Source organism: Streptomyces sp. NPDC102270 (assembly GCF_044766405.1).
Classification (GTDB): domain Bacteria; phylum Actinomycetota; class Actinomycetes; order Streptomycetales; family Streptomycetaceae; genus Streptomyces.
This window is the reverse complement of record NZ_JBIWLX010000001.1, coordinates 1-19,287: the sequence shown is the minus strand read 5'-3', so window position 1 is coordinate 19,287 and position 19,287 is coordinate 1. Positions and strand designations below refer to the sequence as shown.

Sequence of the window (19,287 nt, the reverse complement as noted above, 5' to 3'; positions counted from 1 at the left end):
CGGCCGCGGTCCGCGCTTGACCTCAACTTTGGTCGAGGTATCAGGCTGTCCCTCATGCAGACAGACACCGCACCTCTCCGCGTCACCCTGGTCATCGGCAGCAACCGCCACGGCCGCTTCGGTCCCGTGGTCGCCGACTGGCTCCTCGACCGCCTCCGCGACCGCGACGACCTGGTCGCGGACGTCGTGGACGTGGCCGAGGCCGACCTGCCCATGTCCATGGCCCCGACCCCCGGGGCGGCCGCCGCCCTCGCCTCGGTGACCCCCAAGCTCGCCTCGGCGGACGCCTTCGTCGTCCTCACTCCTGAGTACAACCACAGCTACCCGGCCGGCCTGAAGAACCTGATCGACTGGCACTTCACGGAGTGGCAGGCCAAGCCGGTGGCCCTCGTCTCCTACGGCGGCATCTCGGGCGGCCTGCGAGCTGTCGAGCACCTGCGCCAGGTCTTCGCCGAACTGCACGCGGTGACGGTCAGGGACACGGTGAGCTTCCACAACGCGGGAGGCTCCTTCACCGACGGCCGCCCGAAGGACCCGTCGGGTCCGGACGCGGCGGCCAAGACGATGCTGGACCAGCTGGTGTGGTGGGGGAGGGTGCTGAGGGCGGGGAGGGCCGACCAGCCTTACGGCAAGTGACGCTTTCCGGGTCCGACGCAAACGGCCGCCCCGGAACCCGGGGCGGCCGTGTCTCACGCGAGAGCTCTCAGTTCACGTTCACCGCGCTCCAGGCCGCCGCCACCGCGTTGTACTCCGTACTGCCCGCGCCGTACAGGTCCTTCGCCGCGTTCAGGGTGGCCGTCCGCGCCCCCGCGTAGTTCGTCGAGGACGTCATGTAGACCGTCAGCGCCCGGTACCAGATGGCGCCCAGCTTGTCGCGGCCGATGCCGGTGACCGTGGAGCCGTTGGAGGTGGGGGAGTTGTAGCTGACGCCGTTGATGGTCTTGGCTCCGCTGCCCTCCGCCAGCAGGTAGGCGAAGTGGTTCGCGACGCCGGAGGAGTAGTGGACGTCGAGGTTGCCGACCGAGCTGCTCCAGGAGTCCGCGGAGCTGCCGTCCTTTGAGGGCTTGTCCATGTAGCGCAGGGCGTCCCGTCCGAAACCGGAGCGGACGATCTTCTCGCCGATCAGATAGTCGCCGGCGTCCGAGGAGTTGCCCGCGTAGAACTCCACCAGGGTGCCGAAGATGTCGGAGGTCGCCTCGTTGAGGCCGCCCGACTCGCCAGAGTAGGTCAGCGCCGCCGTCTTCGAGGTCACGCCGTGCGACATCTCGTGGCCGGCCACGTCCAGCGACACCAGCGGACCGAGCTGCGTCCCGTCACCGTCGCCGTACGTCATGCAGAAACAACTGTCGTCCCAGAAGGCGTTGTTGTAGTTGTTGCCGTAGTGGACGCGGTTGTAGGAGCCCTTGCCGTCCCCGCCGATCCCGTTCCGCCCGTGGACCTTCTTGTAGTAGTCCCAGGTGACGTCGGTGCCGTACTGCGCGTCCACCGCCGCCGTGGCCCGGTCCGCACTCGCCCCCGTGCCCCAGTGGTTGTCGGCGTCGGTGAACAGGGTCGCGGGCGCCCGGCTGAAGCAGATGTTGAGGAAGCACAGGTCGGTCTTGTTGGCCGCGTCGCCGGTGTACGTGTTCCCGCGCGTCGCGTCCTTGAGCTGGTACGTCGACCCCGACTGCGTCGTCTCCAGCGCCACCGTGCCGCTGTACAGCGACTTCCCGTCCCCGGCGGCCTGCTCGATGCTGTCCCAGGCGTCGATCTGCGCACCCGTGCGGGCGTCCGTGAGGACGGTGCGCGCGACCGGGTTGCCGAGGGAGTCCTGTGCGGCGGCGTCGGTCCGCCAGGCCAGCTTCGGCGCCCCGTGCAGCGCGTCGACGACCAGTTGCGGCTTGGCGGTCAGCTTCCTCAGCGTCTCGCCGAGGTTGGCCGCCTTCAGCGCGTTCGCCGCGAGGTCGGCCGCCTTCGGGGCGGACAGGGCCGGAGTGACGCTCGACAGGGAGATCGCGCTCCTCGTGGCGCGCGAGGAGCTCTTGTACGCCCCGTCCGGCGCCAGGTGGACCACGAAGTCACCGCCCAGCACGGGGAGTTGGCGGTACGTACGGTCGTAGCGGACGTGCTGCGTGCCGTCGGCGTCGACGATCACGTCACGGACCTTGGTGCCCTGGGCGGAGGTGAGCCCCAGCGCCGGGGCCCGGTCGGCCAGGACGGAGGCGGCGTTCTCGAGCGCGGTGGCCCTGGTCGGCCTGTCTGCCGCACCGGCGGCGGGGGAGAGGGCGGCGGCCAGCAGGGTGGCGGCGGTGGCGGCCACTCCGGCGGTGGCGAGACGACGGGAACGGGCACCTCGGACGTACGGCCGTATCCGACTCATCGGTCTCCTCTGAAAGGCGCCAACGGGGCGCGTGGGGGGTGGCGCGGACGTTGTCGAAGATTTAAGAGGTCATGACAAGCCGTGTCCATACCGCGTCACGTGCAGATGTGGGGGAGGAGAGAATCGTTTCTGTGACCCCTGCGAGACTCCCGTTCTTCGTCTACGGCACCCTCCGCCCCGGCGAGGCCAACCACGACCTCCTCCTGCGCGGCCGTATCGGCTCCGAGGAGCCGGGCCGCCTCACCGGCGCGCTGCTGTACGACGGGCCCGGCTATCCGTACGCCGTCGAGGGGGCCGGGGGAGAGGTCATGGGGGAACTCGTCACCCCGCGGGCCGACACCTACGCCGAACTGCTGGCCGCCCTCGACGAGTTGGAGGAGTACGCCCCGGGCGACCCGCGCAACCTGTACGAACGGGTCGCACGCGAAGTGACCAGGACAGCCGACGGCAGAGCCGTCCGCGCGTGGGTGTACGTGGCCGCGCCCCCCGTCGCCGCCCGTCTGCGCACCCGCGGCAGGCTCATCGAGAGCGGCGACTGGCTGTCCGGCCGCTGAGCGGTTGCGAGCCGTGCGGCCTGCGTGCGTGAGCGGCCCGCACGGGGCCCCCGGCCGGCCTCGACCGTCGCCGTCGGCCCTGACGGGAGGGTGCCGCCCCGGCGTACGGGCTCGGCGGCTGCCGTGATGCACCGGTCGCCCGGCGTCTGCCCCGGGGCACCGCCCTGGCGTACCGGCCCGGCGCACGGGGCTGATGTACCGGCCCGGCGTACCGGCTGGACGCCTGCCCTGGCGCACCAACTCGGCGTCCGTCCTGGCCTACCGGCTCGGTGTCCGCCTCGGCGCACAGCCCCTGCGAACCACCGCAGCCCACGCCCAGCGGCTCGCCTCCACCGTTCCTGTGGACTGAGCGGGGTGAGCCCGTTCAGCCGCGCGCCCCGAACGGTCTTGGGCGAGCTGGTCCCCGGCATACTCAACCCCGAGGCAGCGACACGGATCCTGTCCATGGTCCGATCCCGGGAGGCCCCTGCGGCCGGGGGCCGCTGACGGACGCAGCCCTGCGCGACCTGGCCAGATGGGCACGGCCAGAGGCGACGGGGAGGACCCGAACCGTCACTGCGGTGGAGCGGGGGCCCCGCACGCTGGCGCCGTACCCGCAAGCCAGGAAGCCGACCATCACACGTTCGAGTCAAATAGCCCTTGCCCACGCTCCCCGGCAAGCAGTTGGCATCCCCCTACGACTTGACCGCCTCCACCCGCACCGCGCACGCCTTGAACTCCGGCATTCGGGATGTCGGGTCCAGTGCCGGGTTGGTGAGGGTGTTGGCGCGGCCCTCGCCGTACCAGTGGAAGGGCATGAAGACGGTGTCGGGCCGGATGCCGAGCGTGATGCGGGCCGGTGCCACGGCCCGTCCGCGCCGCGAGACCACGGCCACCGGGTCGCCCTCGGCCGCCCCCAGTCGTTCCGCGAGCCGTGGGTGCAGCTCCACGAACGGGCCCGGCGCGGCGGCGTTCAGCTCGTCCACGCGGCGGGTCTGCGCGCCGGACTGGTACTGGGCCACGACCCGCCCGGTCGTCAGCAGCACCGGGTACTCCGCGTCGGGCTCCTCCGCGATCGCCCGGTGCGAGACGGAGACGAAGCGGGCCCGGCCGTCGGGGTGGGCGAAGCGGTCCAGGAAGAGGCGGGGGGTGCCGGGGTGCACCGCCGTGTCCTCGGTCGGGCACGGCCAGAACACCCCGTTCTCCTCCGCCAGCCGCCGATACGTGATCCCGGAGTAGTCGGCCGGGCCGCCCGCGCTCGCCCGGCGCAGCTCCTCGAAGACCTCCTCGGGGTCGGTCGGGAAGCCCTTCTCCACCCCGAGCCGGTCGGCGAGTTCGTGCATGACGTCCAGGTCGCTGCGGATGCCGTCCGGCGGCGTGATCGCCTTCCGGCGCAGCAGCACCCGCCCCTCCAGGTTGGTCGTCGTGCCCGTCTCCTCGGCCCACTGCGTGACCGGCAGCACCACGTCCGCGAGGGCCGCCGTCTCCGACAGCACGACGTCACAGACGGCCAGGAAGTCCAGGGACTTGATGCGCTCCTCGATGTGCGCGGCGTGCGGCGCCGACACCACCGGGTTGGAGCCCATCAGCAGCAGTGACTTGATGTCCGTGCCGAGCGCGTCCAGCAACTCGTAGGCGCTGCGCCCCGGTCCGGGCAGCGAGTCGGGGTCCACGCCCCACACCTCGGCGACATGAGCCCGCGCCGCAGGGTCGTCCAGCTTGCGGTAGCCGGGCAACTGGTCGGCCTTCTGGCCGTGTTCGCGCCCGCCCTGTCCGTTGCCCTGCCCGGTGAGACAGCCGTAGCCGCTGTACGGCCGTCCCGCGCGCCCGGTCGCCAGGCACAGGTTGATCCACGCGCTCACGGTGTCGGTGCCCTTGGACTGCTGCTCGGGCCCGCGCGCGGTGAGCACCATCGCGGACTCCGGCTCACAGAACATCCGTACCGTCTCCCGGAGTTGGGGCACCGGCACGCCGGTGATCCGCTCCACGTACTCCGGCCAGTGGGCCATCGCGGCGGCCCGCGCGTCCTCCCAGCCGACCGTGCGCTCACTGACGTACTCCTCGTCGACCAGGCCTTCCGCCACCACCAGGTGCAGCAGCCCGAGCGCGAGGGCGAGGTCCGTGCCCGGCCGGGGCATCAGATGCAGGTCGGCCTGTTCGGCGGTCTTGGTGCGGCGCGGGTCGATGACGATCAGCGTGCCGCCGTTCTCCCGCAGTTCGGTGAAGAACCGCAAGGACGGCGGCATGGTCTCGGCGAGGTTCGAGCCGACGAGGATCACACAGCCGGACTTCGGGATGTCCTCCAGCGGGAAGGGCAGCCCGCGGTCCAGGCCGAACGCCTTCATACCGCCGGCCGCCGCGGACGACATGCAGAAGCGCCCGTTGTAGTCGATCTGCGAGGTGCCGAGGACGACTCGCGCGAACTTGCCGAGCGTGTACGCCTTCTCATTGGTGAGGCCGCCCCCGCCGAAGACCCCGCACGCGTCCGGGCCATGCTCCGTGCGCGTGCGGGACAACTCCTCGGCGATCCGGTCCAGTGCCTCGTCCCAGGTGGCGGGCACGAGTGTGCCCCCGGAGCGCACCAACGGGGAGGTCAGACGCACCCGGGACGAGAGCACCGCGGCCGCGGTGCGGCCCTTGCCGCACAGGGCCCCCCGGTTCACCGGGAAGTCCGCGCGCTCGCTCACCTCGACGGTCCCGTCCGGAGCGGGGGTCAGGTTCATGCCGCACTGCAGGGCGCAGTACGGGCAGTGCGTGGGCGTCACGGAGTTCTGCATGCCTTTCAGCGTGCGTCGGCCGTGTTACGCCGGGGACGGCTCCGTGTTACGCGCCCAAGACGGCGACCTCCCCCGTGACACCACCGTGCGGTGAGGAACACGGCTCGCCCCACGGTCACCTTCCGCATCGCCCGTCCGGACGCCGAGAGCGTGAATGTGGGGTGCGAGCCCCTCCTCGGGGGTACGGAACCAGGCCGCCCAACCGGCTGCACGCAGGGCCACGACCTCGGCCGCCTGGTCTCCCGGACTGGCCGCGATGTCCACGACGCCGTCTCCGGACCGAGTTCCGGCCGAAGCCGCAACGCTCGAGGAGAAGGAGCCCTGCGCCACCGGGCTGGTCGAGGTGCCCGCACGGGCCGGACCCGCCGCACCCACTTGCTCAGCGCGCGGAGGCCAGCGCGTTCGCCACGCCCGGCTCCTTCGGTCCCAGGAACCGCGGATCCGGCCGGAACACCACGTCCACGGCCGCCTTGCCCGCCGCGAAGAGCTCCCGCGTACCGCCGTAGTACCAGGTGGCGTTGTGCCTGTCGGTCACGGCGACGCCGTACGACGTGATGCCCGCCGCCTGGCAGAGCGCGACCGCGCGCCGGATGTGGAACCCCTGGCTGATGAGGACCGCCCTGTCCACGCCGAAGATCTTCTTGGCGCGGACGCAGGAGTCCCAGGTGTCGAAGCCGGCGTAGTCCCGGACGATCCGGGTGCCCGGGACGCCGTGCCGGGTCAGATAGGCGCGCATGGCGTCGGGCTCGTCGTAGTCCTCGCGGCTGTTGTCACCGGTGACGAGGACGACCCTGATCCGCCCGGCCCGGTACAGCTTCGCCGCCGCGTCGAGCCGGTGGGCGAGATACGGCGACGGCTCGCCGTCCCACAGCCCGGCTCCGAAGACCACGGCCACTTCGGTGCGGGGCGCGTCGGCCGTCGTCCGCAGCCGGCCGTCCGTCGCGACGTACATCCAGGTGGACGGCAGCAGCGCCAGCACACACCCAGCCATCACGGCCTGCACGAGCCTGCGCCGCCCGGTACGCGTGCGTGGCAGCCGCGGTCTGCGTACCCTCGGCAGTCGCATCGGACGGCCCCTCCCGGTCGGTTGTTCGACAAGCAGAGACGTGCCGGCAGGGCGATCGGTTCGTCCGCCGACGCGTGACCACGCTCACTCCTGAGGGCGAACCCCCAGGTCATGGCACGGGGCATGGCACCTCACATCCTGCCGCCCGCCCGCGTGAACCGTTGGAAAGGACGCGTCATTGCCAGGAAACGGGGAGGCAATCTCCGGCCGCGACCATCGATCCATGAACCGGATCAGCAGCCAGCCCAGTCTCGTCTCCCTCGACGACAGGCGCCGCGCCGAGCCGCCCGCGCTCGTCCTGGTGGCCCACGGCAGCCGTGACCCGCGCACCCTGAAGACGGTTCACGAACTCCTCGACCAGGTCCGCGAGCAGCGCCCCGGACTGCCGGTGCACCTGGGCCACATCGAGCTCAACGAGCCGCTGCTCCCGGACACCCTGGCTTCCCTGGGTACGGCGGAGGCGGTCCTGGTCCCGCTCCTGCTCTCCCGCGGCTACCACGTGAAGCGCGACATCCCGGAGATGGCGGCGGCCGCCGCCGCACGCACCCGCGTGGCCGCCCCGCTGGGCCCGCACCCGCTGCTCGTGGAGACCCTGCACGCCCGCCTGACCGAGGCGGGCTGGAGCACGGACGAGGAGACTCGCCGTACCAGTGCGGTGGTCCTCGCGGCGGCGGGCTCCCGCGACCCGGACTCGGCCGTGGACACCCGCCGCACCGCTCACCTCCTGTCGGACCGCCTGGGCGTCCCCGTGGTCCCGGCCTACGCCTCCGCGGCGACCCCGACGGTCGACACCGCGATCCGCGCACTGGCGGCGCGAGGCCGCGACAGGGTGGCGGTGGCGTCGTACTTCACGGCGCCGGGCCTGTTCGCGACCCAGTGCGCGCAAAAGGCGCCGTGGATCGCCTCGGCCCCGCTGGGCACGCACCCCGCGATGGCGGACCTGGTCCTGCACCGCTACGACCGGGCATGGGCGCGGCAGGCGACCGCGGCTGCCTGAGGGAGCAGGCGAATTGTCAGTCCGTGCCCGTACTGTCGAGGCATGCCGTACGACCTGCAGTCAACCGAACGCTGGGCCCCAGAACCCGACAAGCGCCCCGGCCGCACCGCCTTCCAACGCGACCGCGCCCGCATCCTCCACTCCGCCGCGCTCAGAAGGCTCGCCGGCAAGACCCAGGTCGTCACCCCGGGAACCCTCAGCCAGGCGTGGGACGCCAGCCCCCGCACCCGTCTCACCCACTCCCTGGAATGCGCCCAGGTGGGCCGCGAACTCGGCTCGGCCCTCGGCTGCGACCCCGACCTGGTGGAGGCCGCCTGTCTCGCCCACGACCTCGGCCACCCTCCCTTCGGCCACAACGGCGAACAGGCACTCAACGAATTCGCCGACGACTGCGGCGGCTTCGAGGGCAACGCCCAGTCCCTGCGGCTTTTGACCCGCATCGAGCCCAAGCGCTTCACCGAAGAGGGGTCGGTGGGGCTGAACCTCACCAGGGCCACCCTCGACGCGGCCACCAAATACCCCTGGCCCCGCGGAGGGCACCCGTCCCGGAAGTTCGGCGTCTACGAGGACGACCGCCCCGTCTTCGACTGGATCCGCAAGGACGCCCCCGACGCCCGCACCACCTTCGAGGCCCAGGTCATGGACTGGTCCGACGACGTGGCCTACTCGGTCCACGACGTGGAGGACGGCCTGCACGCGGGCCACATCGACCCCAACTGCCTGCACGCCGAACCGGAACGCCGGGCGGTCTTCGAGGTCGCTCTCGGCAGGTACGTCCCCGAGGACACCGACCCCGCCGAACTCGCCGCCGCACTGGACCGCCTCCAGGAGCAACCGTGGTGGCCGCACGGCTACGACGGCTCGGCCGTGGCCCAGGCCCGCCTCAAGGACGCCACCAGTCAGCTCATCGGCCGCTTCTGCCTGTCCGCCGAGGCCGCCACGCGCGAGCGGTACGGCACCGGGAGACTCACGAGGTACGGCGCCGAACTCGTCGTACCGCACGAGACCCGCCTGGAGTGCGCGGTCCTCAAGGCCGTCGCCGACCGGTACGTCATGCAGCGCGCCGAGCAGGAGCGGCTGCGGGCCGACCAGCGGATCGTGGTCGCCGAACTCGCCGAGGCGCTCACCGCCCGCGCCCCGGACGGCCTCGACCCGCAGTTCCGCGCGCTGTTCGACCGGGCGTCCGACGACCGCGCGCGCAAGCGGGTGATCGTCGACCAGATCGCGTCCCTCACCGACGCGTCGGCGCGTTCGCTTCACGCCCGTCTCACGGACCACCTGTGATGCTTGCGGGACAGAAGTCATGCGGAGAAGTCCGGAGTGACATGAATCGTGCCCGAATGTGACCCTCCGTGGCCTGATCGGGCCACTCCCTCTTCCCCCATCACGCTCCGTGCGGGACGCTCCCATGTGGGCGGCACCCTTACGAGGAGGAATCAAGTGGTCGACGCGGATCAGACTTTTGTCATCGTGGGAGGAGGTCTCGCCGGCGCCAAGGCGGCCGAGACGCTCCGGACGGAGGGCTTCACCGGCCGCGTGATACTGATCTGCGACGAACGCGACCACCCCTACGAGCGCCCGCCGCTCTCCAAGGGCTACCTCCTCGGCAAGGAGGAGCGCGACAGCGCCTTCGTCCACGAACCCGCCTGGTACGCGCAGCACGACATCGAGCTGCACCTCGGCGAGACCGTGGACGCCATCGACCGGGCGGCGAAGACGGTCCGCTTCGGCGCGGACGGCACCGCCGTCCGCTACGACAAGCTGCTGCTGGCGACCGGCGCGGAGCCGCGCCGGCTGGACATCCCGGGAACCGACCTCGCGGGCGTCCACCATCTGCGCCGCCTCGCCCACGCCGAGCGCCTCAAGGGCGTCCTGGCCACCCTGGGCAGGGACAACGGCCACCTCGTGATCGCCGGCGCCGGCTGGATCGGCCTGGAGGTCGCGGCGGCGGCCCGGGAGTACGGCGCCGAGGTCACCGTCGTCGAGCCCCTGTCGACCCCGCTGCACTCCGTCCTCGGCCCCGAGCTCGGCAACCTCTTCGCCGAGCTGCACCGCGAGCACGGCGTCCGCTTCCACTTCGGGGCGAGACTGACGGAGATCGTCGGGCAGGACGGCATGGTCCTCGCGGCCCGGACCGACGACGGCGAGGAGCACCCCGCGCACGACGTCCTCGCGGCGGTCGGCGCGGCCCCGCGCGTGGCCCTCGCGGAGGCGGCCGGGCTGGAGCTGGCGGACCGGGCGCACGGCGGCGGCATCGCCGTGGACGGACAACTGCGCACCTCCGACCCGGACATCTACGCGGCGGGCGACGTGGCCTCCTTCCACCACGCCCTCTTCGGCAACCGGCTGCGCGTCGAGCACTGGGCCAACGCGCTCAACGGCGGCCCGGCGGCGGCGCGCGCGATGCTGGGCCGCCAGGTGACGTACGACCGGGTGCCCTACTTCTTCTCCGACCAGTACGACCTGGGAATGGAGTACAGCGGCTGGGCGCCCCCCGGCTCGTACGACGAAGTGGTGATCCGGGGAGACGCCGGGAAGCGGGAGTTCATCGCCTTCTGGGTGCAGCGGGGCCGTGTGCTGGCCGGGATGAACGTCAACGTGTGGGACGTCACGGAGCCGATCCAGAACCTGATCCGATCCGGGGCTCAGGTGGACACGGAGGCGCTGGCGGACCCGCACGTTCCCCTCGTCAGCCTCGTCCCGTAGGTGTCGGTACCTCCCCGTAGACTTCACGCGTGGCAGGACGGATCAACGACGAGGACGTGAAGGCGGTACGGGACGCGGTCCCGATCGACGCCGTGGTGTCCGAGTACCTCCAGCTGCGCAACGCGGGCGGTGGCAACCTCAAGGGCCTGTGTCCCTTCCACGACGAGAAGTCGCCGTCCTTCCAGGTCAGTCCGAGCAAGGGCCTCTTCCACTGCTTCGGCTGCCAGGAGGGCGGCGACACCATCACGTTCGTGATGAAGGTCGACCACCTCACCTTCTCGGAGTCGGTCGAGCGCCTGGCCGCCCAGGCCGGCATCACCCTGCGCTACGAGGAGGGCGGCTACAACCCCTCCCACCAGCGCGGCGAGCGCATCCGCCTGGTCGAGGCCCACAAGATCGCCGCCGACTGGTACATGGAGCAGCTGGCCACCAGCCCGGAGGCCGACACCGGCCGCCAGTTCCTCGCCGAGCGCGGCTTCGACCAGGACGCGGCCAGGCACTTCTCCGTCGGCTACAGCCCCCAGGGCTGGGACCACCTCACCCGCTTCCTGCGCGGCAAGGGCTTCACCGACAAGGAGATCCTCCTGTCCGGCCTGGCCCAGGAAGGCCGCCGCGGCCCCATCGACCGCTTCCGCGGCCGTCTGATGTGGCCCATCCGCGACATCGGCGGGGACGTCGTCGGCTTCGGCGCGAGAAAGCTCTACGAGGCGGACAACGGACCCAAGTACCTCAACACACCCGACACCGCGATCTACCGGAAGTCCCAGGTCCTCTACGGCATCGACCTCGCGAAGAAGGACATCGCCAAGGCCTCCCGCGCGGTCGTCGTCGAGGGCTACACCGACGTCATGGCCTGCCACCTCGCCGGCGTCACCACCGCCATCGCCACCTGCGGCACCGCCTTCGGCACCGACCACATCAAGATCCTGCGCCGGCTCCTCATGGACAACGGCTCGGCCCGCGTGATCTTCACCTTCGACGGCGACTCGGCCGGCCAGAAGGCCGCCCTGCGCGCCTTCGAGGACGACCAGAAGTTCGCCGCCGAGACCTACATCGCGATCGCCCCGGACGGCATGGACCCCTGCGACCTGCGCCTCGCCAAGGGCGACGACGCCGTCGCCGACCTGGTCGAACCCCGCACCCCGCTCTTCGAGTTCGCGCTGCGCCAGATCGTCGTCCGCTACGACCTCGACACCCCCGCCGGCCGCGCCGCCGCCCTGGACGAGGCCGCCCCGATCGTCGCCCGCATCAAGAACAGCGGCGCCCAGCACGAGGTCGCCGTCCAGCTCGCCGGCATGCTCGGCATCCTCGACACCCAGTTCGTGGTCAAGCGGGTGGCCCAGCTGGCCCGGTGGGCCCGCGACCGCGGCGGCAAGGGACCGGCCCCCTCGGGACGCGGCCCGCAGCAGCGGCAGTACGACACCGTCCACCGGCCCGCCGTCTCCGGCCCGGCCCTCACCCTGCGCAACCCCGTCTACGCCACCGAGCGCGAGCTGCTCAAGCTCGCCCTGCAGCGCCCCGAACTGGTCTCCCCGGCCTTCGACGCGTACGGCATCGACGAGTTCACCGCCTCGCCCTACGCCGCCGTACGCCAGGCCATCATGGACGCGGGCGGCGCGGAGTACGGCGTCCAGGACTCCCAGGACTATCTCGTCCGGGTCCGCGAGGCCGCCCCCGACGACGCGGTTCGCGCGATGGTCACCGAGCTGGCCGTCGAGGCGATCATGCGGCGCACGGTCGACGAGAACTACGCAGGCGAACAACTGGTCACGGTCCGCCGCAGGGCCGTCGCCCGTCGGCTCACCGAACTCCAGAGTGTCCTGACCCGCACCGGCCACACGGATCCGGCCCAGTCGGCCGCCGTCCAGAACGAGATGATGATCCTTACCCGCTACGACCGCGCCCTCCAGGACGAGGGCCCCTCCGCCCTCTGAGCCGTGCGCCACCCCTGATCAGCGGTTTCGCGTGCCGCAGGGCCGCGCACGCGCAGGGCGGAGTAACCACCCGGTCACGGACCGGACTCAAAAAGTCACCGCACGCCCCTCGTGGCGGTGATGTGTCGTACTCCACACTGGGTTCCGGTGCCTGAGTCCTCGGAGCGCGGCCGATCCGTCCCCAACGGGTCCCAGACCCCCGCGGTTCCGCTCATCGCGTACGGGACGGACAGCGGCGAGGCCGCCGACTCCGCCCCCGAAGTACCGCTGCCGCCCTCCTCGGCAGCGATCATCCTGGAGGTCGCCCCCGTGCAGACCCAGACCCTCACACAGACCCAGAACAGTACGGACGACACGACAGAGCAGGACGCCGAGCCCGACGTTCTCGTCGCGGTGCCCCCGCAGAACCGTGTCGCGCACCACCCCGAGGCGGAACCGGACACCCCGCCCGCCGAAGTCCTCGCGAACGTGGAGACCGAACCGGTCGAACCGCCCGAGCCGCCCCGCGGCCGCGTCGACACCGGCGGCCCGTCCTCGGACCTGTTCCGCCAGTACCTGCGGGAGATCGGCCGCATCCCGCTGCTCACCGCGGCCGAGGAGGTCGACCTCGCCCGCCGGGTCGAGGCCGGCCTGTTCGCCGAGGAGAAACTGACCAACACCCCCTACCTGGACAGTCAGTTGGCGCTCGACCTGGACCGGCTGGTCGTGCTGGGCCGGATGGCCAAGCGCCGCCTCATCGAGGCGAACCTGCGGCTCGTCGTGTCCGTCGCGAAACGGTACGTCGGCCGCGGCCTGACCATGCTCGACCTGGTGCAGGAAGGCAACCTGGGCCTGATCCGCGCGGTCGAGAAGTTCGACTACGCCCGCGGGTACAAGTTCTCCACCTACGCCACCTGGTGGATCCGCCAGGCCATGTCCCGGGCCCTCGCCGACCAGGCCCGCACGATCCGGGTGCCGGTCCACGTCGTCGAGTTGATCAACCGGGTCGTCCGCGTCCAGCGCCGGATGCTCCAGGAACGCGGCTACGAACCGACCCCGGAAGAGGTCGCGAACCAGCTCGACCTCGCCCCCGAGCGCGTCAGCGAGGTCCTGCGCCTGGCTCAGGAACCGGTGTCCCTGCACGCCCCCGTGGGCGAGGAGGACGACGTCGCCCTCGGTGACCTCATCGAGGACGGCGACGCGGCCTCACCGGTCGAGTCGGCGGCGTTCCTGCTCCTCAGGGAGCACCTGGAGGCGGTGCTGTCGACCCTGGGCGAGCGTGAGCGCAAGGTGGTCCAACTCCGGTACGGCCTGGCCGACGGGCGGCCGCGCACGTTGGAGGAGATCGGGAGGATCTTCGGAGTGACCCGGGAGCGGATACGGCAGATCGAGTCGAAGACTCTGAACAAGCTGCGGGATCACGCCTTCGCGGATCAGCTGCGGGGCTATCTGGACTGAGGAAAGGGGGCCGTTTCCCAACGGCCCCCTCCAGCTAGTCCACCTCCGCCACCGCCTGCGCGAACTGCGCCTTGTACAGGCGCGCGTACGCCCCGCCGGCCTCCAACAGGTCGGTGTGCGTGCCCTGTTCGACGATCGAGCCGTTCTCCATCACCAGGATGGTGTCCGCGTCCCGGATCGTCGACAGACGGTGCGCGATGACGAACGACGTGCGGCCGTGCGCCAGTTTGGCCATCGCCTTCTGGATCAGGACCTCGGTGCGGGTGTCCACCGAACTCGTCGCCTCGTCGAGGACCAGGATCACCGGGTCCGACAGGAACGCCCGGGCGATGGTGATGAGCTGCTTCTCACCCGCGCTCACCCCGCTGCCCTCGTCGTCGATCACGGTGTCGTAGCCCTCGGGCAGGGTCCGGATGAACCGGTCCGCGTGGGCCGCCCGGGCCGCCTCCTCGATCTCGCCCCGGGTGACCTCGCGCGAGGCGCCGTACGCGATGTTCTCCGCGATCGTGCCCCCGAACAGCCAGGTGTCCTGGAGGACCATGCCGATCCCGGCGCGCAGGTCGTCCCGGGACATCGTCGCGATGTCCACGCCGTCGAGGGTGATCCGGCCGCCCGAGACGTCGTAGAACCGCATGAGGAGGTTGACCAGGGTGGTCTTGCCGGCTCCCGTGGGGCCGACGATCGCGACCGTGTGTCCGGGTTCGACCTTCAGCGAGAGGTCCTCGATGAGCGGCTTCTCGGGGTCGTATCGGAAGGAGACGTGCTCCAGGGCGACCCGCCCGCGCAGCTCCGCGGGCTTCGCGCTCGGCATCGGGTCCGCCTCCTGCTCCTCCGCGTCCAGGAGTTCGAAGATCCGCTCGGCCGAGGCGACACCCGACTGCACGAGGTTCGCCATCGACGCCACCTGCGTGAGCGGCATCGAGAACTGGCGGGAGTACTGGATGAAGGCCTGCACGTCACCGATGGACAGCGAACCGGAGGCGACCCGCAGCCCGCCGACGACCGCCACCAGCACGTAGTTGAGGTTCGAGACGAACATCATCAGCGGCTGCATGACCCCGCTGTTGAACTGCGCCTTGAACCCGGCCTCGTACAGCGCCTCGTTCTGCTCGGCGAACTGCGCCGCCGACTCCTCCTGGCGGCCGAACACCTTCACCAGGTTGTGCCCGGTGTACATCTCCTCGATGTGGGCGTTGAGCTTGCCCGTGGTGCGCCACTGCTGCACGAAGTGTGGCTGCGAGCGCTTGCCCACGCGCGTGGCGACGACGAACGACAGCGGCACGGTGACCAGCGCGACCAGGGCCAGCAGCCAGGACACCCAGAACATCATCGCGAGCACACCGATGATGGTGAGCAGCGAGTTGATGAGCTGGCCCATCGACTGCTGCAGGGTCTGCCCGATGTTGTCGATGTCGTTGGTGGCCCGGGACAGGACCTCGCCGCGCTGGCGCTTGTCGAAGTACGACAGCGGCAGCCGCGACATCTTCGTCTGCACGTCCTCGCGCATCCGGAACACCGTGCGGTTGACGGTCCGGTTGACCAGCCGCGTCGCCACGGCCATCAGCAGCCCCGCGATGAGGAACACTCCGACCGCGAACAGCAGGACATGGCCCACTGCGGTGAAGTCGATGCCCTCGCCGGGCGTGAAGTCGGTGCTGCGGAGCATGTCGGCGACCTGACCGTCGCCGCGCGCCCGCATCTGCGCGAGAACCTCTTCCTTGCTCGCGCCGGCGGGCATCTCCCGTCCGATGATGCCCGCGAAGACCAGGTCGGTGGCCTCGCCGAGGATCTTGGGCCCGACCACGTTCAGGCCGACGCTCAGCACGACGCAGAACAGCATCGCGTAGAGGGTCAGCCGCTCCGGCTTGAACTGGGCGAGCAGCCGCCTGCCGGACACCTTGAAGTCGATCGACCGGTTCTCGGGACCGCCGCCCGCCATCATGCGCCCCATGGGCCCGGCCATCAGGCAGCCTCCGCTTCCGTGAGCTGGGAGAGCACGATCTCCCGGTAGGTCTCGTTGTCCGCCATCAGTTCGCGGTGGGTGCCGGTGCCGACGACCCGGCCCTCGTCGAGGACGACGATCCGGTCGGCGTCGCGGATGGTGGCCACCCGCTGGGCGACGATCACGACGGTCGCCTCCGAGGTCTCCTCGGCGAGCGCCGCGCGAAGGGCCGCGTCGGTCGCGTAGTCGAGGGCGGAGAAGGAGTCGTCGAAGAGGTAGATCTCCGGCCGCTGCACGAGCGTGCGCGCGATGGCGAGCCGCTGCCGCTGACCACCGGAGACATTGGTGCCGCCCTGCGCGATGGGGGAGTCGAGGCCGTTCTCCAGCCCCTCGACGAAGCCCTTGGCCTGCGCCACCTCCAGCGCGCGCCACAGCTCCTCGTCCGTGGCGTCCGGATTGCCGTAGCGGAGATTGGTCGCCACGGTCCCCGCGAAGAGATACGGCTTCTGCGGCACGAGCCCGACGGTCTTGGCCAGCAGCACCGGCTCGATCTCGGCGACTGCCACCCCGTCGACGAGGACCTCGCCGTCGGTCGCGTCGAACAGCCGGGGGACAAGCCCCAGCAGGGTGGACTTGCCGCTGCCGGTCGAGCCGATCACGGCCGTCACCTCGCCGGGCCGGGCCACCAGGTCGATCGCCTTGAGCACCGGCTCCTCGGCGCCCGGATAGCGGAAGCCGGCGCCCCGGATCTCCAGATGCCCGTGCCGTCGCAGCTCGCGGACCGGGGCCAGGGGAGGCACCACGCTGGAGGAGGTGTCGAGGACCTCCTGGATGCGCTCGGCGCAGACCTCCGCGCGCGGCACCATCATGAACATGAAGGTGGCCATCATCACGGACATGACGATCTGCATCAGATAGGCGAGGAACGCGGTCAGATCGCCGATCTGCATCCCGCCGCTGTCGATCCGGTGGGCACCGAACCACACCACCGCGATCGAGGACAGGTTCACCGTCGTCATGACCACCGGGAACATCAGCGCGAGCAGGTTGCCCGTCTTGAGGGAGATCTCCGTCAGGTCGCTGTTCGCCTTCCGGAAGCGCTCCTCCTCGTACGAGTCACGCACGAACGCCCGGATGACCCGGTTGCCGGTGATCTGCTCGCGCAGCACCCGGTTCACCGTGTCGAGACGCACCTGCATGGACCGGAACAGCGGCCGCAGCCGCCGTACGATCAACGTCACGCAGATGCCCAGCGTCGGCACCACGGCCACCAGCACCCCGGACAGCGGCACGTCCAGGCCGAGTGCCAGCACGATGCCGCCCACGCACATGATGGGCGCCGACACCAGCAGGGTGAACGTCATCAGAGCCAGCATCTGGACCTGCTGCACGTCATTGGTCGTACGGGTGATCAGCGTGGGCGCACCGAACTGGCCGACCTCGCGCGCCGAGAACGACTGCACCCGGTCGAAGACCGCCGCCCGCAGGTCCCGGCCGAGCGCGGCGGCGGTCCGGGCGCCGTAGAACACGGCCCCGATGTTGCACACCACCTGCGCCAGCGAGATGCCGATCATCAGCGCGCCGAAGCTGAGGATGTAGCCGGTGTCTCCGTTCACGACGCCGTGGTCGATGATGTCCGCGTTCAGCGTGGGCAGGTAGAGGGTGGCGCAGGTCTGCAGGAACTGCAGCAGCACCAGGATGGTGATGGGTTTCTTGTAGGGCCTGAGATAGGTCCGCAGAAGTCGTATGAGCACGCTACGTCTCTCGGAGTCGGCGACGGGGCGAGTGGTTGCCCCTGGCCCCTATCGTCGGACACTCCACCCGTGTTACCTCAACCGATTAAGCCGACAGCAGTGCTCCGTACGGCCTTCCGGGTCCTCGCGGCCACCCGCTCCTACCGGAGTCTTACCTTCCGAGGTCTAGCGGAACGCCCCCGGATACGTCTGCTCCCGCACCGACACGTACTGCTGCCGCACCGCCTGCCCCACCGCCAGCTCCTCGCCCGGCTCCAGGACCTGCGCGGCCGGACCCTGCCACATCGGCGGGGTGCGCGGGTCGAGTGTGCCCTGCGACACCCCGAGCGCCCAGGCCGCCTGCCGGGCGGCACCGATCGCCGCGTAGTCCGCGGGCTGCGGCACGACGACCTGCGCGCCGAACAGCGCGGGCGCGGCGGCCTGTACCGCGGACAGCTCGGCGGCCGCCCCCAGCAGGAAGACCCGCCGCACCTCGACCCCCCGGCCGCGCAGCACGTCGAGCGCGTCGGCGAGCCCGCACAGCATGCCCTCGAACGCGGCCCGCGCCACATGCTCCGGCTTCATCGACTCGCGCCTGAGGCCGGTCAGCGTCCCCGCGGTGTGCGGCAGGTTCGGCGTCCGCTCACCTTCCAGATAGGGCAGCAGTACGAGGCCGTGGGCGCCCGGCGTCGACTTCATCGCCAGGTCGGACAGGCTCTCGAGGTCACCGAGGCTCAGCATCTCGGCGGCCCCGCGCAGGGTCCGTACGGCGTTCAGGGTGGTGACGACCGGCAGGTGCATGCCGGTCGCGTCGGCCAGGGAGGTGATCATCCCGGTGTTGTCGACGAGCGCCTCGGGGTGCACGGCCATCACGGACCCGGACGCGCCCAGCGAGACGACGGCGTCCCCGAGCCCGATCCCGAGACCGAAGGCGGCGGCCATGGTCTCCCCGGTCCCGGCGGAGATCAGCAGTCCCTCCGGGGTCGTACCGGCCGCGTCCGAGGGACCGATCACCTCGGGGAGCATCGCCGGGTGGCCGAGAGCCAGCTCGACGAGGTCGGAGCGGTAGGCGCCGGTGGCGGCCGACCAGTAGCCGGTCCCGGAGGCGCCGCCGCGGTCGGTGGTCCTTCGCACCGGCCGGCCGAGCAGCTGCCACACCAGCCAGTCGTGCGCCTGGAGGAGCACGGCGGTGCGCAGGGCGGCGTCGGGCTCGGTCTTGTTCAGCCAGCGCAGCTTGGTGACGGGCTGCGCGGCCTGTGGCACACATCCCACCGACTGCGCCCACGCCTCGCGCCCGCCGAGCGCGTCGACCAGGTCGGCCGCGGCGACCTGCGCGCGCTTGTCGCCGCCGACCATGGCGGGGCGCACGGTGTTGCCCTGGGCATCCAGCGGCACGACGGCGTTCTGCTGGGCCGACACACCGATGGCCTGCACTCCTTCGAGGAGACCGCCCCCGGCGGCCTCGCCGAGGGACAGGAGCCAGGCCTGGGGGTCGACGTCGGACGGGCGGCCTTCGACCGGGTGCGGCGCGTACCCCTGTTTGAGCACGGCACCCGTGTCCGCGTCGCAGACGACGATGCGAGTGAATTCGGGTGAGCTGTCCAACCCGGCGACTATCCCCATGGCGGAAATTCTATGGGCGTAGCGTCGCGATGGTGCGCGCGGCCGCGGGGGGGGGGGGGGGGGGGGGGGGGGGGGGGGGGGGGGGCGGGCGGCGCGGGGGGGGGGGGGGGGGGTGGCGGGGGGGGGGGGGGGGGGGGTGTTGGGGGGGGGTGGGGGGTCGGGGTGGGCCTGGGCTTCGGG

Annotated in this window: 14 protein-coding genes; 8 read left to right on the top strand and 6 right to left on the bottom strand. The window is 71.2% G+C overall.

All coding sequences use genetic code 11. The features are described 5' to 3' along the window. Positions 1 to 54 precede the first annotated feature (54 nt). Positions 55 to 636: an NADPH-dependent FMN reductase gene (locus ACIRP7_RS00070; RefSeq protein WP_403651691.1), complete on the top strand. Its 582-nt coding sequence runs from the start codon at positions 55 to 57 to the stop codon at positions 634 to 636. 67 nt (positions 637 to 703) lie between these two features. Here ACIRP7_RS00070 and ACIRP7_RS00065 read toward each other — a convergent pair whose 3' ends face one another. Beyond that, on the bottom strand, positions 704 to 2,359 hold the full coding sequence (locus ACIRP7_RS00065) for a M4 family metallopeptidase (RefSeq protein WP_403651688.1): 1,656 nt from the start codon (positions 2,357 to 2,359) through the stop codon (positions 704 to 706). Positions 2,360 to 2,490: 131 nt separating this feature from the next. Here ACIRP7_RS00065 and ACIRP7_RS00060 point away from each other — a divergent pair, with 131 nt between their 5' ends. Together ACIRP7_RS00060 and ACIRP7_RS00055 are read left to right on the top strand one after the other, a co-directional pair. After that, positions 2,491 to 2,913, top strand: coding sequence for a gamma-glutamylcyclotransferase family protein (locus tag ACIRP7_RS00060; RefSeq protein WP_403651685.1), 423 nt, complete (start codon positions 2,491 to 2,493; stop codon positions 2,911 to 2,913). Positions 2,914 to 3,106: 193 nt separating this feature from the next. Beyond that, the gene (locus tag ACIRP7_RS00055; protein ID WP_403651682.1) at positions 3,107 to 3,262 is read left to right on the top strand and encodes a hypothetical protein; all 156 of its coding nucleotides are present in this window, start codon (positions 3,107 to 3,109) and stop codon (positions 3,260 to 3,262) included. A gap of 325 nt (positions 3,263 to 3,587) precedes the next feature. Here the strand turns inward: ACIRP7_RS00055 and ACIRP7_RS00050 are convergent, their stop codons facing one another. Beyond that, complete coding sequence (locus tag ACIRP7_RS00050; protein ID WP_403651679.1) at positions 3,588 to 5,669, bottom strand: molybdopterin oxidoreductase family protein; 2,082 nt, start codon at positions 5,667 to 5,669, stop codon at positions 3,588 to 3,590. Positions 5,670 to 6,048: 379 nt separating this feature from the next. Continuing rightward, positions 6,049 to 6,735, bottom strand: coding sequence for a vancomycin high temperature exclusion protein (locus ACIRP7_RS00045; RefSeq protein ID WP_403651676.1), 687 nt, complete (start codon positions 6,733 to 6,735; stop codon positions 6,049 to 6,051). A 223-nt stretch (positions 6,736 to 6,958) separates the two neighbouring features. Between ACIRP7_RS00045 and ACIRP7_RS00040 the strand changes: the two genes are divergently transcribed. The 5 genes from ACIRP7_RS00040 (at position 6,959) to ACIRP7_RS00020 (ending at position 13,809) form a co-directional block, all read left to right on the top strand. After that, positions 6,959 to 7,732, top strand: a complete 774-nt coding sequence (locus ACIRP7_RS00040) for a sirohydrochlorin chelatase (protein ID WP_403651673.1) — start codon at positions 6,959 to 6,961, stop codon at positions 7,730 to 7,732. Between the two features lie 42 nt (positions 7,733 to 7,774). Beyond that, positions 7,775 to 9,016, top strand: coding sequence for a deoxyguanosinetriphosphate triphosphohydrolase (locus tag ACIRP7_RS00035; protein WP_352383675.1), 1,242 nt, complete (start codon positions 7,775 to 7,777; stop codon positions 9,014 to 9,016). A gap of 156 nt (positions 9,017 to 9,172) precedes the next feature. Beyond that, positions 9,173 to 10,438 carry an NAD(P)/FAD-dependent oxidoreductase gene (locus ACIRP7_RS00030; protein WP_403651670.1) on the top strand — a complete coding sequence of 422 codons (1,266 nt, stop codon included), beginning with the start codon at positions 9,173 to 9,175 and terminating at the stop codon, positions 10,436 to 10,438. 29 nt (positions 10,439 to 10,467) lie between these two features. Continuing rightward, complete coding sequence (gene dnaG, locus ACIRP7_RS00025) at positions 10,468 to 12,372, top strand: DNA primase (RefSeq protein WP_403651667.1); 1,905 nt, start codon at positions 10,468 to 10,470, stop codon at positions 12,370 to 12,372. Between the two features lie 147 nt (positions 12,373 to 12,519). Beyond that, entirely contained in the window at positions 12,520 to 13,809 is a 1,290-nt protein-coding gene (locus ACIRP7_RS00020; protein ID WP_403651664.1) for an RNA polymerase sigma factor, read from the top strand. A 34-nt stretch (positions 13,810 to 13,843) separates the two neighbouring features. On the opposite strand, the gene ACIRP7_RS00015 is transcribed toward ACIRP7_RS00020, so the two are convergent. The 3 genes from ACIRP7_RS00015 to ACIRP7_RS00005 all read right to left on the bottom strand — a co-directional run bounded on the left by ACIRP7_RS00015 (position 13,844) and on the right by ACIRP7_RS00005 (position 19,107). Continuing rightward, on the bottom strand, positions 13,844 to 15,772 hold the full coding sequence (locus ACIRP7_RS00015) for an ABC transporter ATP-binding protein (RefSeq protein WP_403651661.1): 1,929 nt from the start codon (positions 15,770 to 15,772) through the stop codon (positions 13,844 to 13,846). After that, positions 15,772 to 17,505 (bottom strand): ABC transporter ATP-binding protein, encoded by a 1,734-nt coding sequence (locus tag ACIRP7_RS00010; RefSeq protein WP_403651658.1) that lies wholly within the window; start codon positions 17,503 to 17,505, stop codon positions 15,772 to 15,774. The genes ACIRP7_RS00015 and ACIRP7_RS00010 overlap by 1 nt, the downstream gene beginning before the upstream one ends. Before the next feature lie 165 nt (positions 17,506 to 17,670). Further along, the gene (locus tag ACIRP7_RS00005; protein WP_403651655.1) at positions 17,671 to 19,107 is read right to left on the bottom strand and encodes an FGGY family carbohydrate kinase; all 1,437 of its coding nucleotides are present in this window, start codon (positions 19,105 to 19,107) and stop codon (positions 17,671 to 17,673) included. Positions 19,108 to 19,287: the final 180 nt, after the last annotated feature.

Excerpts from the sequence above, each read along its gene's own strand:
- ACIRP7_RS00040 (WP_403651673.1), top strand. The coding sequence starts at position 6,959 with ATGAACCGGATCAGCAGCCAGCCCAGTCTCGTCTCCCTCGACGACAGG.
- ACIRP7_RS00005 (WP_403651655.1), bottom strand. The coding sequence starts at position 19,107 with ATGGGGATAGTCGCCGGGTTGGACAGCTCACCCGAATTCACTCGCATC.
- ACIRP7_RS00055 (WP_403651682.1), top strand. The coding sequence starts at position 3,107 with ATGTACCGGCCCGGCGTACCGGCTGGACGCCTGCCCTGGCGCACCAAC.
- ACIRP7_RS00045 (WP_403651676.1), bottom strand. The coding sequence starts at position 6,735 with ATGCGACTGCCGAGGGTACGCAGACCGCGGCTGCCACGCACGCGTACC.
- ACIRP7_RS00015 (WP_403651661.1), bottom strand. The coding sequence starts at position 15,772 with ATGGCCGGGCCCATGGGGCGCATGATGGCGGGCGGCGGTCCCGAGAAC.
- ACIRP7_RS00035 (WP_352383675.1), top strand. The coding sequence starts at position 7,775 with ATGCCGTACGACCTGCAGTCAACCGAACGCTGGGCCCCAGAACCCGAC.
- ACIRP7_RS00065 (WP_403651688.1), bottom strand. The coding sequence starts at position 2,359 with ATGAGTCGGATACGGCCGTACGTCCGAGGTGCCCGTTCCCGTCGTCTC.
- ACIRP7_RS00070 (WP_403651691.1), top strand. The coding sequence starts at position 55 with ATGCAGACAGACACCGCACCTCTCCGCGTCACCCTGGTCATCGGCAGC.
- ACIRP7_RS00050 (WP_403651679.1), bottom strand. The coding sequence starts at position 5,669 with ATGCAGAACTCCGTGACGCCCACGCACTGCCCGTACTGCGCCCTGCAG.